The organism is Nocardiopsis dassonvillei (genome assembly GCF_964273065.1).
GTDB classification, from domain to species: domain Bacteria; phylum Actinomycetota; class Actinomycetes; order Streptosporangiales; family Streptosporangiaceae; genus Nocardiopsis; species Nocardiopsis dassonvillei_B.
Genome location: NZ_OZ186815.1, coordinates 5,749,113 through 5,765,705, shown reverse-complemented (window position 1 = coordinate 5,765,705; position 16,593 = coordinate 5,749,113). Strand labels below are relative to the sequence as shown.

At 76.7% G+C, this 16,593-nt stretch carries 9 protein-coding genes; 3 read left to right on the top strand and 6 right to left on the bottom strand.

Features of this window, described 5'->3' with window-relative positions; all coding sequences use genetic code 11:
- The first annotated feature begins 5 nt into the window (after positions 1 to 5).
- Both ACSUPR_RS25705 and ACSUPR_RS25700 read left to right on the top strand, forming a co-directional pair.
- Entirely contained in the window at positions 6 to 902 is an 897-nt protein-coding gene (locus ACSUPR_RS25705) for an EamA family transporter (RefSeq protein WP_436887278.1), read from the top strand.
- 221 nt (positions 903 to 1,123) lie between these two features.
- Entirely contained in the window at positions 1,124 to 2,230 is a 1,107-nt protein-coding gene (locus ACSUPR_RS25700; protein WP_436887277.1) for a COX15/CtaA family protein, read from the top strand.
- Here ACSUPR_RS25700 and ACSUPR_RS25695 read toward each other — a convergent pair.
- A complete protein-coding gene (locus ACSUPR_RS25695) occupies positions 2,178 to 3,452 on the bottom strand; it encodes a PrsW family intramembrane metalloprotease (protein WP_436887276.1) in 1,275 nt (424 codons plus the stop codon). The two genes, ACSUPR_RS25700 and ACSUPR_RS25695, sit on opposite strands and share 53 nt — an antisense overlap.
- 139 nt (positions 3,453 to 3,591) lie before the next feature.
- Here ACSUPR_RS25695 and ACSUPR_RS25690 point away from each other — a divergent pair, with 139 nt between their 5' ends.
- Complete coding sequence (locus tag ACSUPR_RS25690; protein WP_436887275.1) at positions 3,592 to 3,987, top strand: hypothetical protein; 396 nt, start codon at positions 3,592 to 3,594, stop codon at positions 3,985 to 3,987.
- 45 nt (positions 3,988 to 4,032) lie between these two features.
- Here the strand turns inward: ACSUPR_RS25690 and ACSUPR_RS25685 are convergent, their stop codons facing one another.
- The 5 genes from ACSUPR_RS25685 to ACSUPR_RS25665 form a co-directional block, all read right to left on the bottom strand.
- Positions 4,033 to 5,799 (bottom strand): hypothetical protein, encoded by a 1,767-nt coding sequence (locus ACSUPR_RS25685; RefSeq protein WP_436887274.1) that lies wholly within the window; start codon positions 5,797 to 5,799, stop codon positions 4,033 to 4,035.
- A gap of 20 nt (positions 5,800 to 5,819) precedes the next feature.
- Positions 5,820 to 9,479, bottom strand: coding sequence for a DUF5682 family protein (locus tag ACSUPR_RS25680; RefSeq protein ID WP_436887273.1), 3,660 nt, complete (start codon positions 9,477 to 9,479; stop codon positions 5,820 to 5,822).
- Between the two features lies 1 nt (position 9,480).
- Positions 9,481 to 10,623 (bottom strand): ATP-binding protein, encoded by a 1,143-nt coding sequence (locus ACSUPR_RS25675; RefSeq protein ID WP_436887272.1) that lies wholly within the window; start codon positions 10,621 to 10,623, stop codon positions 9,481 to 9,483.
- A gap of 82 nt (positions 10,624 to 10,705) precedes the next feature.
- Entirely contained in the window at positions 10,706 to 15,637 is a 4,932-nt protein-coding gene (locus ACSUPR_RS25670; protein ID WP_436887271.1) for a hypothetical protein, read from the bottom strand.
- Positions 15,634 to 16,515, bottom strand: coding sequence for a DUF4132 domain-containing protein (locus ACSUPR_RS25665; RefSeq protein WP_436887270.1), 882 nt, complete (start codon positions 16,513 to 16,515; stop codon positions 15,634 to 15,636). Before ACSUPR_RS25665 ends, ACSUPR_RS25670 begins: the two co-directional genes overlap by 4 nt.
- Between the last annotated feature and the right edge of the window lie 78 nt (positions 16,516 to 16,593).

Below are 16,593 nucleotides of genomic sequence, written 5' to 3'. Positions count from 1 at the left end.
TGGCCATGGGCATCCCGACCACACCGAAGGCACCGTTCTCCCTGCGCACCGCGGCGGACGCGGTACCGCCCGTGTGGCTGGTGCTCATCGGCATCGTCTCGGTGCAGACCGGTGCCGGGGTCGCCAAGAACCTCTTCGACGTGCTCCCGCCCGCGGCCGTGGTCTGGCTGCGGCTGCTGACCGCCGCCCTGCTGCTCGGCCTGGTGGTGCGCCCCGCCTGGAAGGCGTACACGCGCGGCGACTGGCTGGTGGTGGTCGGCTACGGCGTGGCCCTGGCGCTGATGAACTTCTTCATCTACCAGGCGTTCGCCCGCATCCCCCTGGGCATCGCCGTCACCATCGAGTACCTGGGCCCCCTGGCCATCGCCGTGCTGGGCTCGCGCCGCCGGGTGGACCTGCTGTGGGCCGGCCTGGCCGGGCTGGGCGTGGCGGCCCTGGGCCTGGAGTCGGGGTCCCTGGACCCGCTCGGCATCCTGTTCGCGGTGCTGGCCGCGGTGTCCTGGGCCGGGTACATCCTGCTGAGCGCCGCCACCGGACAGCGGTTCGAGGGCGCCTCGGGCCTGGCGATCGCCGGTGTGGTGGGCGCCCTGCTCATGGCCCCGGCGGGCATCGTCCAGGGCGGGGCCGCGCTGCTGGACTGGCGGGTGCTGCTGTTCGGCCTCGCGGTGGGCGTGCTGTCGTCGGTGGTCCCCTACACGCTGGAGCTGAACGCACTGCGCCGGATGCCGCCGCGGGTGTTCGGGGTGCTGATGAGCCTGCAGCCGGCCGCCGCGGCCCTGGTCGGCCTGGTCCTGCTCGGCGAACTGCTCACCGTCTGGCAGTGGCTGGCGGTGGGCTGCGTCATCCTGGCCAGCGCGGGGTCGACCCGCACCTCCTCCGGCGGCTCGGAGCGCTCCTCCTAGACGCGGACCGCCCCGGCAGGGCGCAACGGCGCCCGGCCGGGGGCGCGGCCTCGGGGGACCCGAGGGTGGACCGGGCGGGCGCGGTTCCGGCTCGCGGGAACAGGACACGGCGGAGCCGCACCCCCGTCCCGGACGTCCTCGAACGCCCCCCGTCGACGCAGGTCGCGGCGGTCGGCGGGGGCGCGTCACGACCACCGGACCCGTGTACTACGCTCTGTCGTATGTCTGATTCCCCGGCCTCCGCGGCGTCCGCCGCGATCACCCCTCCCCAGCTCGCGGCGGAGGACATCGTCCTGCTCGGCGTCCCGCTGTGGGGATGGCAGATCGCCGTCGCGGCCGCCGGTGTGCTGGCCCTGGTCCTGCTGTCCCGCACCATCTGGAACCCCACGCCCAGGTCGCTGCGCCTGTGGTCGCTGGGCAACATCGCCGTCAACGCGGGCATCGCCGTCACCGGCGCCACCGTGCGCGTGACCTCCTCGGGGCTGGGCTGCTCGGAGTGGCCCAAGTGCACGCCCGACAGCTTCGTGCCCATCGACACCGGGCACGCCGCCCTCAACGCCGCCATCGAGTTCGGCAACCGGACGCTGACCTTCGTCGTGCTGGCGGTGGCCGTCATCACGTTCGTGGCGTTCCTGCGGGCCCGGCCCCGCCGACGCGACCTGGTGCGCCTGGCCGCGATCATCCCCTTCGGCGTTCTGGGCCAGGGCGTGGTCGGCGGCATCACCGTGTGGACCGACCTGCACCCCGCCTCCGTGGCCGCCCACTTCCTGCTCTCCATGGTGATGGTGTTCATCACGGTGGCGCTGTACGTGCGCTCCCGCGAACCCCAGGGCACCCCGCGGGTCTGCGTGAACCCGATGCTGCACACCCTGAGCATCGCCCTGGTCGTCATCGGCTTCCTGCTGCTGGTCGCCGGGACCGTGGTCACCGGCACCGGTCCGCACGGCGGCGACGCCGCCGCGCCGCGCTGGGGCTTCGCCCTGGAGACCGTCACCAAGCTCCACTCGGCCCTGGCCTGGCTCACGCTGGCCTGCGCGGTCCTGGCCGCCGTGCTGGCGTTCCGCACCGGCGCGGGCCGCCCCGCCAGGACCGGCTCGCTGCTGCTGGTCGCCGTGGTGGTCGGCCAGGGCGTCGTGGGCTACGTGCAGTACGCGCTGGCCCTGCCCGAGGGCCTGGTCGTCCTGCACGTGCTGGGTTCGGCCCTGACCTGGATCGCGATCTCCCGGCTGTACTTCGCCACCACCCGCCTGGTCCCCGCCGGCGAGGACCCCGTCCTCACCGGCCGTGCCGCGGAGAGTACTCCTGCTGAGCCCGCGCCTGGGCGATGACGTGCGCGAAGTCCGCACGGCGCAGGAAGCCCGAGTCCGTGGGCCGCTCCGCCCAGCCCGGGGCCACCGGCTGGGGGACGCGGCCCAGGAACGCGTCCCTGGACACGTGCATCAGGGCCAGGAACGCGTCGCGGCGCACCTTCCAGTCCTCCCGGCGCAGCCCGTTGTCGAGCTTCTGGTGCAGTAGCGCCAGCTCGGTCGCCGCGAGCTGGTACTCGCGCATCGCCTCGCGGCCCTTGGCGCCCGCGTTGCGCGCCGCCCACTCGCGGGCCTGGCGGCGCCCCTTGAGGGTGCTGAGCATGGCGATGTCGGCCGGGGTGACCAGCCCGGTGGAGATGTAGGGCGGCAGGTGGTGGGCGATCGCGCGCACCTGGCCGCGGCGGTCGTGGGCGGCCAGCAGCAGGACGCCCACCAGCACGACGAACAGCACGAGGTAGGCCAGGCCCAGCCCGGTCCAGCCGAAGTAGGTGGAGGCGTTCCACATGCCGTGCAGCAGGACCGCGAACACCCAGCCCACGACCGGGGCGAACACGCGCAGGAACCCCGGCCGCATGGCCGCGTAGGCGACGCCGATGCCGATCATCGCCGTGTAGAGCGGGTGCCCGAACGGGGCGACGATCCCGCGGATCGCGAACGTGGCGACCAGGGTCCCGTCGAAGAAGGCGCTGAGGAAGTACAGGATGTTCTCGGTGAAGGCGAAACCGGTCGCCACCATGCCCGCGTAGACGACACCGTCGGTGAACGTGTCGATCTCGTTGCGGCGCCGCCACAGCAGGATGAGCAGCACCAGGCCCTTGGCGCTCTCCTCGACCAGGGGCGCCACCACCGAGGTGCCCAGGAAGTCGCCGACCTCCTGCCCGAACAGCGGGACGGTGATCGCCGCGAACCCCCAGCTGTTGAGCAGCAGCGCCGCCACCACGGCCACGCCTGCGCCCCACACGAACGCGAAGAAGAGCACCCAGCCGGGTTCGGGCTCCAGGCGGTCGAGCATGAGGATGAGCGGAACCAGGATTCCGGCCGGGATGACCGCGGCGACGAGCGCGACGACGAACCCGGTGGCGCCGTCGATCCCCGCGGCCGCACCGCCGGCCAGGGCCAGGAGCCACAGGTAGACGAGCATGCCCGCCATGCAGACGAGGCTGACGGTGATCCCCAGGATCAGGGTCATCGAATGGCGGGAGCGGCGGCCCTGGAGCACGGCCTTGCTGTCGAGACGGGACATGGGCAAAGATCGTAGCGGGATTCCCGGCCGGGCAAGGGCCCGGACGTGACCGCCGGTCCGCGGCGGCCCTCCCTCCCGCCGGTGCACAATGGCCGGGTCGGCTTTTCCGCGCAGGCGAACGTAGACGAAGAGGCCCGCCATGGACAGGACAACCCCGCCCCGCCCGGTGACGACCCCGCTGTGGGCGGTGCGCGTGGCCGTGCTCGCCCACCTGGCCGCGATCCTGTGGGAGGGGGCCACCGCGGGCCAGCTGGTGACGTTCAACACCGCGGCCCTGCCGCTGCACTACTTCGGGGCGTTCGGGGTGCACGCGATGGCGGCGCTCCAGCTGCTGGCGGCGCTCTGGTACTGGAAGTCGGCGGGCCGGGGAAGCGCCGCCCGGACGCTGCTGCTGGTCAGCGGGCTGGCGTTCCTGCTGGGCTTCCCGCAGGCGGCGCTGGGCACCTACGGCCCGCTCCAGGCGCACGTGCCGCTGGCCCTGGTCCTGACCGGCGCCGCGGTGTGGGCGGCGGCGCTCGCCTGGCGCCGCCCCTGACCCCGCGGCGGCCCGGCGCCCACCCGCCGGGCCGTCCGGTGCCGGTCACACGCCCCAGGCGAGGGTGTGCAGGCGGTGGCGGACCGCGGTGAGGTAGGTCGAGGCGGCCAGCCAGGCCAGGGCGAGCCGGTCCGGAGGCGGCGCCGCCGACTCCCCCGTCGCCGTGCGCACTCGTTCGCGTGCGGCCTCCGTCAGTGCGGCGAGCAGGTCGGCTCCGGTGGGCAGGTGGCGGTCGCGCATCCGGGCCCCGGGGCCGCCCGGGTCGGCGGGTGCCGCCTCCCGGCCCGCCTCGGCCAGTCGGCCCAGCACGCGGGCGAGCACCGCGGTCCCGGGGTCGGCGGCGGGCGGCGGCACGGGTTCCGGCCGGGGCGGCGGGGCCGCCGCGACGGGGTCCGCCCAGCGCAGGGTGTCCAGGGACAGGTCGGCGCGGCCGCGCCGGGCCGGGGGCAGGTCCGGCAGGCCGTCGGCGGTGATCGGCACCAGGCGCCCGGGGCGTTCCAGGACCGGACGGGCCATGACCCGCAGCACCGACCCCGGCTCCCGGGCGATCCGGGCCAGGTTGCGGGCGCGCAGCGGGTCCCGGGCGCCGTCGGCGGCCAGGACGAGGTGACGGCCGCCGGCCGTCGCCTCGGCGCCCTCCGGATGGGGCCCGGTCACGGTGCACTCGGCGAAGACCAGGTCGGCGCCGCTGCGGCGGGCGGGTGCGCCCTGGGCCACCAGGGCGTCGGCGATCTGCTCCGCGACCGGGCGCTCCCAGAGCACCGCCAGGGGTCCCTCGTCCCAGGCCGGGGCCTGGGCGGTGGCGGCCGTGGTGGCCGACATGCCGCTGAGCCGCCCGTCGGCGGCGGCCCCGACGCGCTGGGCGACCAGGGCCGCGCGCCCCAGGTCGCGGTGGCTCAGCGCGGTCCCCCCGAAGGAGACCCGGGCGCCGTGCGCGGCGGCCGCCCGCTCGGGCCCGCCCGGCGCGATATTGGCGACGCTCCACCGCCGGGGCACCCCGTCCGCGACCGACACCAGGTGGGTGACCACGCCCGCGTACCCGGAGGCGGTGACCACGCGTTCACAGCCCAGCCCGTACAGGCGCAGCGACCCGATCTCGGTGTAGGCGCGCCGCCCCACGCCGACGTCGGCCCGGGTGGGGGCCGGGCGGTCGCCCGCGGGACCGCCGCCCAGCCGCCAGGCCAGGTCGAGCAGGGCGCCGAGGTCGGCGGTGTAGGCGGACAGGTCGAAGTCGGCGGTGGGGTGGTCGCGCGGCCCGGCCGCCACCGCGACGCAGAGGGCGGACAGGCGGGGCAGGCGGGCGGCGCGGGCCAGGGCCGAGGCGCGCAGCAGTTCGGCGCGCCCGGAGGACCCCGCGGCGCGGACCCCGGAGGCCAGGGCGCGGGCGGCGGCGTTCCACGCGGCGCGGGCCGCGGCGCGGGCGGCGTCGTCCGGGCCGACGGGCTCGGACAGGGGGTCGGGCGTGCGGTCCTCCTGCGGGGCGTTCGCGGTGCCGGGGGTGTCGGGCGCGGCCGGGTCCTCCGCGGGGCCGTCGTCGGGCGTGGTGTCCAGCAGGGACACCGCCGACAGCAGGTGCAGGCAGCGCGGGGAGAGCAGGCAGGTGCACGCGGCCTGGCCGGGGTCGGTGAGCTCGGCGCCGGTGAGGGTGACGGTCTCGCCGCCCGCGGCGACGGTCCACGTTCCGCCGTCCGGGGTCCACGTCCACTCCCGGGCGGCACCGGGCGCGGCGTCGAGTTTGCGGCGCACCCGGGCGGGGGCCGCCTCCACCAGGGCGGCGAGCAGCTCGGGGGCGATGCGGGGCCGGTCGGTCATCGGGGGTCCTTCCAGGGTGGTCAACCGCGCACCTTCTCGCCGATCCACGCCGCCAGCTCCTCCGGTCCCAGCGCCGCCACCGGCATCCCGGCGTCGGCGAAGGAGGAGGCGATGGCGCGGTTGTACACGGGTGCGCCGCCGTGGTCGAGGGCGGCCAGGCCGAGGAGGTGGACGCCGCCGGAGGCCAGGGCCCGCACCTCGGCCAGGGTGCGGGCGAGGCTGCCGCCCTCCTCGAAGTCGGTGATGAGGGCGACGATGGTGCGGCCCGGCACGCGGACGGCGGAGCGGGTGTGCGCCAGGGCCGCGCCGATGTCGGTGCCGCCGCCCACCGAGACCTCCAGCAGCAGGGCCAGGGGGTCGTGGACCCGGTCGGTGAAGTCGACGACCTCGGTGGAGAAGGCGGTCAGGGAGACGCTCAGCGCGGGCAGGCCGTGCAGGATCGCGGCGACCAGGGCGGCGTGGATCGTGGAGCGCTCCATGGACCCGGAGACGTCCACGACGATGTGCACGTGCCAGTCGGCGCTGCGCCGGGCGCGGGTGGCGAACACCGGCCGCTCTGGGAGCAGCAGCGGCCCGTCCGGGCCGGGGCGGACGGTGTGCAGGTTGGCGCGGACGGTGCGGCCCAGGTCCAGGCGGCCTCCCCGGCGGCGGGTGGGGCGGGGCACGGACAGGCCGGTCAGGGCGGGGCGCAGGCGGCGGGCCAGTTCGGCGGTGAGCCGGTCGGTGATGCGCCTGACCAGGGGCCGCAGCCGGGCCAGTCGGGCCTCGGGCAGGGCGCCGGCCAGGGAGAGGACCTGTTCGAGGAGGTCGACCGAGGGGGTGACGGTCTCGGGGTCCAGGTGCTCGAGGACGTCGCCGCGGCCGCGTTCGGCGGCCCGGCCCAGGACCTCCTCGCGCACGGTGGCGCCGAAGAGCGCCTCGAGTTCGTCGGACCATTCCCGGGGCGCGGGTTCGGGGCGGCCCCGGCCCCCGGTGGGGTCCTGGGAGCCTTCACCGTGGCCGCGCCCGTAGAGCTCGTCCAGGGCGAGGGCCGCGCGCCGCGCGGGGGCGGACCCTCCCCGCGGTTCGCGGCCGAGCACGAGCCGCCAGCGGTCGGCGGCACCGATGGCGCGGTGCGCGGGGCCGGCTCCCCCCTCCGGCGGGGTGTCCGGGACCGCGCCGGGTCCTCCTCCCGCCGGGGCGGCGGTGCCTCGGCGCGGGTCCGTGCCGGGGCGCTCGGAGGTGGTGGCGGTGGCGAGGAAAGCGGGCAGGAGGGTGCTCACGGCGGTGCGGGCGGTGGTGTCGGCGTCGGCGAGGGCGGCGGCCAGGGCCGCGGGGACGTCGAGGTCCGCGTCCACCTCGCCGAGGCGTTCGGCGACCGCGTCCAGAAAACGGCCGCGGGCCGCGGCGGACAGCGCGTCGAACCCCTCGCGCAGCGCGGGCAGCCGGGCGAGGAACCCGGCGTCGTCCCAGCCCTCCACGCGCTCGGTGAGGGTGTCCAGCAGCGCCGGATCGGCCTCCAGCACCGGGGCGGCCACCACCAGGGCGCCGGTGAGGCGGCGGGCCGACGCGACGCCGTCGGAGGCGTCGTCCGCCCAGCCGGCCAGGCGGGCGGCGGCCTCCCCGGGCCGGGCGGCGTCGAGGAGGAGCAGTGCGGCCAGGGCCGCGCCCTGGGCGAGCGGCCCGCCGCCGGTGAGCAGGGAGCGCAGCTGCCACAGCAGCCGCTGGGGTCCGACCGCGCCGGGCAGGGAGGCCTGGTCCTGGACCATGCGCACCACACGCAGCAGCGACTCGGCGTCGGCGCGGCCGGTGGCGCCGGCCATGCCCGGTACGGACGCGACGGCGGCCTCGGCGAGCCGGGAGCGCAGCCGTACCAGGGACCCGGGCGCCTCGGGCAGACCGGGGACCCGCCCGGCGACGATCCGCTGGAGGCGGTCGTGGAGGGTGACGGCGTCGGTCAGACCGGCCCGGGGCAGCACCTCGTCGAGGATCCGGGCGCCCAGTTCGGCGGCCAGGTCCGGCAGTGCGCACTCGGCGGCCCGGGTGAGCAGGTCGCCGGCGGTTCCGGGGGCGAGGTCCCCCTCCTGGTCGCGCAGCCGGGCGGCGAGGCGGCCGCGTGCGGCCTGTTCCAGGGTGGTGCCGTAACAGGAGGCCAGTTCCAGCGTGGCCCCGGTGGAGGGGGTCCAGCGGACCCGCCAGGTGCGCCCCAGGGTCTCGCCGTCGGTGGTGGGGCCCGCGGACTCCACGGGTTCGGCGTAGGCGATGCCCGCGGCGGACGCGCGTTGCAGGGCGATGTGCCGTTCGCGGTCCAGCGGGGAGCGTTCGGGGTCCAGGCGCAGCTCGCGCGGGTCGTCGTCGGGGCCCGGCAGCCGCAGCCGGGCCGCCAGGGCGGCGACGTGCACGCCCAGGCCGGAGGCGGGGGCGTCCGGGGCGGGGCGTCCGCGGCGGGAGCCGATGAGTTCGCGCCGGGCGGCGCGGGCCAGGGCCCGGGCGCGCCCCAGCGGTTCGCCCTGGGCCAGCGCCGTGGTGAGCGCCTCGACGAGCTCGCGGCGGCCCGGTGCGGGCAGTCCGCGCAGGGCGGCCAGGTCTCGGGCCAGGCGGTAGGCGGCCGCGGTGTCGGGCACGCCGCACACGTGGCCGTCGGCGCGCAGCCCGGCGCCGATCCCCGCCAGTCGGCGGATCGCGGCCTCCTCCACCGCGTGGGGGACGCCGCCCGCCGTGTGCACGTCCTGCTGCCACTCGGGGTCGCGGATCCCCGCGGGGTAGCCCGACCGGGAGTCCAGGAGGGCGAAGGTGTAGGGGATGAGGGCGCTGACCACACCGTCGGTGTGCTCCCCGGGTGCGGGCACGGGTACCTCTGCGGCGGCGGGGAGGTCGATCGGGCTCTCCGGTACCGCGAGCCAGGCGGCCCCGGTGGGCGGGGCGGAGGGCGGCGCGGCCGGGCCGCGCGCCTGCGGGGCGCCGGCACCGGCGGGTCCGGCGGCGGTGTCGACGGGGTCGGCGGCGAGGAGGTGGCGCAGGGCCGCGCGGTCGGGGTCGGGCAGCAGGGCGGCGGCGTGGTAGGCACCCACCACGGCCGCCGGCCGGGCCGCCCCGACCTCGGCGATGCGGCGGCGCATCCACGCCTCGCGGGCGCGGTCGCGCGGGCCCGGCCCCCCGGCGTCGGCGGCGCGGTGGGCCCAGCCCAGGGCCAGGGCGGCGCGGCGGACGCGCTCGGGGTCGGCGCCGTAGGAGCGGGCCTCCACCAGGCGGTCCCACAGTTCCTCGCCGTCCTCCACCCCGGCGGCGCGCAGCAGCGCCCGCGACAGGCCCGGGTCCGCGTCCGGGGCCTCCCCCGGGACCGCGACCGCGACCGGCAGGTCGACGGCGTGCACCGGGACACCGCGGGCCCGGGCCCAGCGCAGCGCCGCCAGCTCCGGCGAGAAGTCCGCGAACGGGTAGAAGGCGTGGCCGCCCCCGTCGGGGTCGCCGAACACCAGGGCGACGGGGGCCTCGGTGGCCGGGTGGGCGAGCCAGTCCAGCCACGGTCCGGCCTCCCAGGGGAGCTCGACGAACAGGGCGTCCGGATCGGCGGCGTCCAGCAGCGCGGGCACCGCCGCGGCCAGCACCGGCGAGTGGTGGCGCACCCCCACCAGGTAGGGGGCGGCGCACCCGGCCAGCGCCTCGAGCACGGCCTCGGGGGCCTCGGGGGCGGTGGTCAACTCACTCCCCCAGCACGTGGCGCAGCTCGTACAGGCGGCGCCACATGCGCGCGCCGTTCTCGGCGCGGTGGCGGATGGTGGAGTCCCAGTAGGCGAGCAGCCGTCCCTGGTCCTCCGGGTCGTCCTTGCGGACCGCGCCCAGCAGGTACCCGGGCAGCAGCGACAGCGGGTCGGTCACCCCCAGGTAGGCGCTCTGCAGCCCGAGGGAGGTGGTGACGCCGACGGCCTCGGCGGTGCTCATCACCGTGGTGGGCCGCTCCACCGGCCAGCCCTCCGCCGATGTCCCCGAGCGCAGGTCCCGGAACGCGGTGACCAGGGCCTCCAGGACGGCGTCGTCCACGGGCAGCGCGTGCCCGTGGCGGGCCAGGGCGGCACCGGCCCGCTCCCGGACCAGCGCCACCTCGGCGGCCGGGTCCGCGATGGGCGGCACCACCTCGAAGTTGAAGCGGCGCTTGAGCGCGGCGCTCATCTCCGACACCCCGCGGTCGCGCAGGTTCGCGGTGGCGATGACGTTGAACCCGGGCCGGGCGTGGAAGGTGCCCTCGTCGCCGAGCTCGGGGACGGACATCCGCCGGTCGGACAGGATCGACACCAGGGCGTCCTGCACCTCCGGCAGGCACCGGGTGACCTCCTCGACCCGGGCGAGGCGGCCGGTGCGCATCGCGGTGAGCACCGGGGAGGGGGCCAGGGCCTCGGGGACGGGGCCCTTGGCGAGCAGCAGCGCGTAGTTCCAGCCGTAGCGCAGGTGCTCCTCGCTGGTGCCCGCGGTGCCCTGCACGGTGAGCGCGCCGGTGCCGCAGACCGCGGCGGCCAGCAGCTCGGACAGCATGGACTTGGCGGTGCCGGGTTCGCCGACCAGGAGCAGGCCGCGCTCCCCGGCCAGGGTGACGACGCAGCGCTCCACCAGGGAGCGGTCGCCGACGAACTTGGCGGGGATCTCCAGGGCGTCGGGCAGCCCGTCGACGGGGGCGGGCAGCCGCAGCCGCTCCCCGCCGCTCCCGGCGATGAAGGTCACGACGGCGCGGGGGGTGAGCGCCCAGCCGGGCGGGCGCGGTCCGGTGTCGTGGGCGGCCAGGAAGGCCAGTTCCCCGGCATGGTGCCGCTCGGCGGGTTCGATCTGCACGTCGGTGGCGGGTTCGGGCACCGCGGGCTCCTCGGAGGTGTCGGTTCGGGGCAGGGGGTCGGGGCCCGGCCCCGGCGGGTCGCACCGGGGCCGGGGCGGGGGCTCACATGCCGGGGGCGTCGCCTTCACGGGTACGCCGCCAGGCCTCGGTGAAGATCTCCGGGACCGGGCGTACGGGCAGGTGGCGGCCGGAGAGGGGCCCGGAGACACCGCCGCCGACCCGGGTGAGGCCGTACAGCGGCGCCTTCCATGTCTCGAAGGGCAGGTCGGGCCCCTGCTTGATGTCGGTCCACTCGCCGGGCAGGAAGACCGTGCGTCCGGCCCGCGCCCGCTTGGCGGTCATGACCAGGTCGCGTTCGAGCAGTTCGACCTGGGCCCTCCTGTGCCGGGCGAGGGTCCACCCGTTGAGGGCACGGACCTTCTTGTCGGTCGGCTCCAGGACCGCGAGCAGCTGGAGGTAGAGCCGGGCGGCGTCCTCGGACAGCCCGTGCACACCCGCGGCCTCGGTGAGCAGGTCCGGCACGGAGGCGGCCGGGTCGTACTCGCGGGAGCCCGCGGGCAGTCCCCCGGAGGCGATGCGCTCGGCGATCGCGGTGAACCCGGGGCTGCGCAGCAGGTCCACCACCTTGACCGCGGAGTGGCGGTAGGAGGGGTGCTCGCCCTCCTGGAGCAGGGCCCGCAGCGCGCGGGCCTCCACCTCGTCGCCGAAGCGGGCGGGGCGGAACCACAGGTGCAGCGAGTAGTCCGACACGACCGCGACCACGGTCCCGTTGTCGGTACCCTCGGCGGCGGCGCCGTCCCTGCCGGACACCGGATGGGGCTCCCCGCCGATCCGCTCGAGGAGGCCCCCGTGGTCCTCCCGCCAGAGGGTGGTGGCGTGCAGCAGCAGGTCGGGGGCGTCCAGGCGGGCGCGCACGGTCCTCAGCAGTCCGGGGACGGCCTCGCGGACCGGGTCTCCCGCGGGGAGTTCGGTGTACGCCCAGGGGATCAGCAGGGCGAACTCCTGGAGCAGTCCTGCCAGGTCCCGTCCCTGCTCGGGCTCGAACTCCAGCCCGATGACGGTCCGCCCGTGCCTCTCCTGGACCGTGAGGCGGCTGCGGACGTCCCCGGCCAGGGCGGGGTGGACGGAGGGGTCCGCCAGCAGGCGCACCGCGCCGGGTCCGGCGGGCCGCCAGGGGGCGTCGAGGGCGTCCAGCACGGTCTCCGGCAGCGGTGGGCGCGGACCCCGGAGTCGGTTCCAGGCGTCGGCGATCCGCTCGGCGGCGGCGCGCGTCCCGGCCGGGGACCACAGCTCGGCGAGCCCTTCCGGGCCGGGCAGGGCGTCGCGGTACAGCGCCGACCACAGTCCGCGGTCCGGACGGCCCGCGCCGAGCTCCTCGACGCCGATATCGACCCGGGCCTCGTTCAGGCCCAGCGACCTGCGGTCCTGAGTGGAGACCGCGTGCGCGTCGAAGCGCTGGTGCAGGAGCAGGACCGCGGCCTCGGAGGGCAGGCCGGTGCGCTCGGAGAGCACCCCGATCGCCTCGTCGTCCCAGGTCAGAGGCCCGTTCTCGGCCAGGGCGGACAGGAACGCAGTGATCGTCCCGGCGGTGCCCCAGCCGGGGGCGACCCGGGTGCGGTCCACCTCGCGCAGCCCCCCGGGCAGGGGGAGGGGGTCTGCGGACCTGACCTCGGCGAACCACTGGGAGCGCTTCTCGTCCTTGCTCCCAGGCCGGCCGGAGAGGTCCGGGACCAGGCCGAGCCCGGCCCTGCGGCCGCCGCCGGTACCCACCGCGGCCGGGTCGTGCTCCTCCGCGGAGACCACGGCCCCCAGGTCCAGCTCGACGTCGGGGTCGGCGAACACGGTGCCGGCCCAGCGGGTGAGGAAGTCGGTCAGTGCGGCGCGCTCCTCCTCACCGGTCAGCGGGGAGGCCGCCGACCAGGCCAGCTGTCCGACCGCCCCGGGGAGCCCGGACCAGTCGAGGGTGGCGCGCGGCCGCCCGGCCAGCAGTTCGGTGCCGCCCTCCCCGCGCAGGAAGCGCGACGTGGCCTCGATGTGGCCGCGCACGTCCCCGTTCCCGGTCGCCCGCAGGGGCAGGAAGCGGCCGAGTGCGGTGAGCAGCGCCTCGGCCTCGGGCCCGGAGTCGACGGTCTCCCCCGCCTTCCCCACGGCCTCGAGGTACTCGTCCAGCTCGCGGCGGAGCAGCACGGCGGAGCAGGCCAGGCCCACGACGCCGTCGGCCACTCCGGTGTCGCACGTCCCACCGCCGCCGGAGAGTGCGGCCTGCGCCGCCTCCCGGCTGCGGGGCATCTTCTCCTCCACGGTGAACGCGGTCACCGGACCCGCGGAGGGGTTCCCGGCCCCGGCGGTGCGCCGCCCCCGGACGGGGGCTCTGCGGACGGCCTCGTGCTCGGAGGCGACGGCGGCGAGCAGGTCCTTGAGGTCGGGGCCCCGCAGGGTGCGCAGACGCGCGGAGGCCTCGGTGTCGCGCGGGGCCATGAAGTACCAGAACTGCGTCGGCGGCAGGTAGGGCGTGCCCCACTTGGCGGTGCAGTCGCAGGAGCCGCCGGTGTGGCAGTTCCACATCCGGCGGCCCTGAGCGTCCAGGAGGGTCACGCCGTTGTCGACCGCCAGGGCGCGGGTGCGGCCGCCGGGCGGTGTGAACAGGCCGATCGGCGAGGGAAGGCGGTTCCTCGACTCCCCGGTGGGCCGGATCTCGAGTGCGCGGCCGTCGGTGGCGACGATCCGGCGGGCGTCGTCGCCGAACAGCACCGCGAACCCGGCGGGGCCCTCGGCGTCGCCCAGCGGACCGCCGGAGACGGGCCCGGGCAGCGGCACCAGGCTGGACAGTGTCTCCTTCAACTGCTCCCCCGGACCCGGCGACAGGTCCTCCAGGAAGGCCGGCAGGCTCTCCCGGCCCCGCTCGCCCGTGGCGGGGTCGACCTCGACCAGGCCGTTCCCGCCGTCCCGGACGGTCCAGTAGGTGTGCCCGTCGGAGAGCACGTGCCGGTCGCGGGGGCCGCCGGGGTCTCCGGCGCGCAGCGCGCGTTCGCCGTTCATCCGGGCGCCGTCGGCGGTGAGCAGGGCGCCACCGGGCAGGTCGTTGCGCCACCGGCTGCCGTAGACCACCGACGAGTAGTCGAAGGAGAGCCGCTCGCCGGGGGCGTCGGACCAGTAGCCGTACCAGTCGTGGTCGAGGGAGTAACCCACCAGGAACCGGTCCTGGACGTAGAGCGCGACGGGGTCGTCCGCCCCCCGGGGCAGGGAGAGCACGTGCTCGGCCACGCGGCCCTGCGGCCCCACCGCGATGGCCCGCTCCTCGGAGGTGAGGGTGTAGTACGGCCAGCTCGCGGTGCCCAGCAGGCGGGTCCCCCCGCCGCCGCGGGCGCCCAGGTCGCGGGCGGCCTCCTCCAGTGCGGGCCAGCTGAACTCGTCGATGATCCCGGCGCTGAGGGTGGCGGCCAGCAGGTCGGCGACGTCCAGGGCGGCCAGGCGCTCCAGGTGCTCGGGGAAGGTCCGGAACACCTCGCCCGTGACGGCGCCGCGCAGGGCCTCCAGGCCCTCGCGGACCTGGAGGAGCCCGCCGCCCAGGGCGCCGGTGAGCGCGTCCAGCCGCCGTTCGACGTAGGGGTGCAGGTACTCGTGGGGCAGCAGGTCCTCCAGTACCCGCTGCGCGCGGCGGCGCCCGCCGTACCCCCCGGCGTAGGAGGCGACGGCCTCCCCGACCAGGGGTTCCCAGGCGGGGTCGGAGCGCAGGAACCGCAGGTCGCGGCGGGGTCCGCCGCGCGGGTGGTCCACCCAGGCCTCCAGGTCGAGACGGCGGCGCCCGGCCTGGCAGACGACGGGGACGCCCAGTTCCAGGCACAGGTCGAGCAGGTCGGCGGGGATGTTCGCCGAGTAGGAGGCACGGGAGCCGGCGATGTCGACGGGGGCCCCGTCGGCGCGCAGCCGGTCGGCGATGCGGACGGTCAGGTCCAGGAATCCGGAGGGCAGAGCCCGGTGCCAGCCGCGGGTGTGCCCGATCATCCGGCTCAGCCATCCGGCCGCACCGCCGGGCACGGCCTGGGCGGGGTCGGCGAGCAGGTCGACGGACCCGGCGTCGGACAGCAGCTCCAGCCACCAGGAGTGGAAGCCGGTGTCCTCGTAGCCCCTGGCGTCGACGAACATGCCCAGCAGGGCGCGGGCCACCTCGGTGTCCTCCCGGCCCAGGGCGACCAGGGAGGCGCGGGCGGCCTTCCAGAACCCCTCGGGGGCGGAGGAGGTGGCGGGGACGGACAGCAGCTCGCGCAGCAGCTCCCGCTCCTGCCCGGCCTGGTCGATCCCGGCGGCCCTGGCCAGGGAGCGCATCTGCTTGAGCAGGCCGGTCCACGGCGGCAGCCCGCCCAGGGTGCGGCGCACGGCCAGCTCGCGGAACTCGGTGTAGGCGCGCTCGGCGGCGTAGCGGCCGGACAGTTCGGCGGCGTGGGCGGTCAGGGCCTTGACGGTGAGGGCCCCGGCGAACGCGAACTCCAGGAACGACTCGCGCCGGGTGGCCTCGTCCACGGGCAGGCTGTACACCTGCTCGGCCTCGCGCGCCCGGCCGAACATGACGGCGGCGGTGCGGGCGTTCCCGGCGGCCAGGAAGGACCGTCCGGCCTGCTCCCAGAAGGCGGGCAGGTGCGGGATGGGCACCTCGGCGGCGATGCGCGCGAACTCGTCCGCGGCGGGGCCGGGGCGGGTGGCGGCCAGCCGGGCGGCCTTCTCCATGGGGCGGACCAGGGCCAGCGCCCGGACGCGCCGGTCGGGGTCGTGGACGAGCGCCCACTCGGGGTAGCCCAGGCCGCGCGGACGCGTCAGGGCCAGGGGCTCGGAGGATTCCCCCTCGGCGAACCCGAGGAAGTCCATGGCGGAGTCCTCGGCGGGGGCCAGCGCGTCGGGGAGCAGTCGCACGACCGCGCGGCCGCCCAGGGCGGGATGGGTGTAGACGCGGGCGGACACGGTGTCGGTGTGCCCGTCGACGGAGGCGTCCAGGGGGGCCAGGCCGGCGTCGAGGAGGGCTTCGCTGGGGGTGGTCACTTCTTCTCCTCGGTGTTCTTGCGGCCCGCGTGGACGAGCTCGGCCATGCGCACGCCCTCGGACCAGGCGACGGGGCCAACGTCGGAGAGCCTCAGGACGTGTTCGTCGTCGTCCACCCACACCAGGGGGCCGGTCTCGGTCTCCCAGTCGGGGGCGTCGGAGCCGATCCAGTAGCGGGCCTGCACCGGCCGCCCTCCCTCGACGACGCGGCAGGTGGCGTAGCCGCCGCGGACGGGGAAGCCGTGGCGCTGGGCCAGGCCGGCGGCGTGGCGCAGCTCCTCGAAGCGCCCGCCCGCGTAGTCGTCCACCCGGGTGGCGTCGGCGTCGAGGCTGTCGGGGAGTCGGTGGATCTGGCGGGTGAGCTGGGGCAGCCGCTGGGTGATGCCCAGTTCGAGGGCGAACTCGCGCACGTCGTCCAGGTCCTCGACGAGGACGGGGTGCAGGGGGACGACCCGGTCCGCCTCCAGCCAGGTGGTCTCGGCGTCCAGGTCCAGGACGCCGGCGCGTCCCCGTTCGTCGACGCCGCGCAGGAAACCGCCCTCGCCGCCGCCCTCGGGCGCGACGTACAGGTCGGTGAGCAGGACCCGCCAGGCGGGGTCGGGCCACACGCGGGCCAGCACGGAGGCCGGGACGGGGAGGGACCCCAGCAGCCAGGACTCGACGCGGGCGGCGCAGTCGCGCTCGTGGCGCTCCAGCCACAGCAGCACGTCGGCCAGGTGCCGGGCCTGCTCGGACTCGCGCACCTTCCTGGGAACCGTCTTGAGCCGCTTGCCCTTGGCGTTGCGGCAGGCGAGGGTGTCGCCCTCGATGGCCAGGGAGTAGCCGTCGGGACCCTCGGTCCAGATCGGTTCCGTGACATGTGGGGAGGTCGTGGACATGTCTGAGGTTATAGCGGGCTCCTGTGACAGGAGTGCGGCCCGGCGGGAACACGGCGGGAATGAGATGTCCGATGACCG

Excerpts from the sequence above, each read along its gene's own strand:
- ACSUPR_RS25705 (WP_436887278.1), top strand. The coding sequence starts at position 6 with ATGGGCATCCCGACCACACCGAAGGCACCGTTCTCCCTGCGCACCGCG.
- ACSUPR_RS25700 (WP_436887277.1), top strand. The coding sequence starts at position 1,124 with ATGTCTGATTCCCCGGCCTCCGCGGCGTCCGCCGCGATCACCCCTCCC.
- ACSUPR_RS25695 (WP_436887276.1), bottom strand. The coding sequence starts at position 3,452 with ATGTCCCGTCTCGACAGCAAGGCCGTGCTCCAGGGCCGCCGCTCCCGC.
- ACSUPR_RS25690 (WP_436887275.1), top strand. The coding sequence starts at position 3,592 with ATGGACAGGACAACCCCGCCCCGCCCGGTGACGACCCCGCTGTGGGCG.
- ACSUPR_RS25685 (WP_436887274.1), bottom strand. The coding sequence starts at position 5,799 with ATGACCGACCGGCCCCGCATCGCCCCCGAGCTGCTCGCCGCCCTGGTG.
- ACSUPR_RS25665 (WP_436887270.1), bottom strand. The coding sequence starts at position 16,515 with ATGTCCACGACCTCCCCACATGTCACGGAACCGATCTGGACCGAGGGT.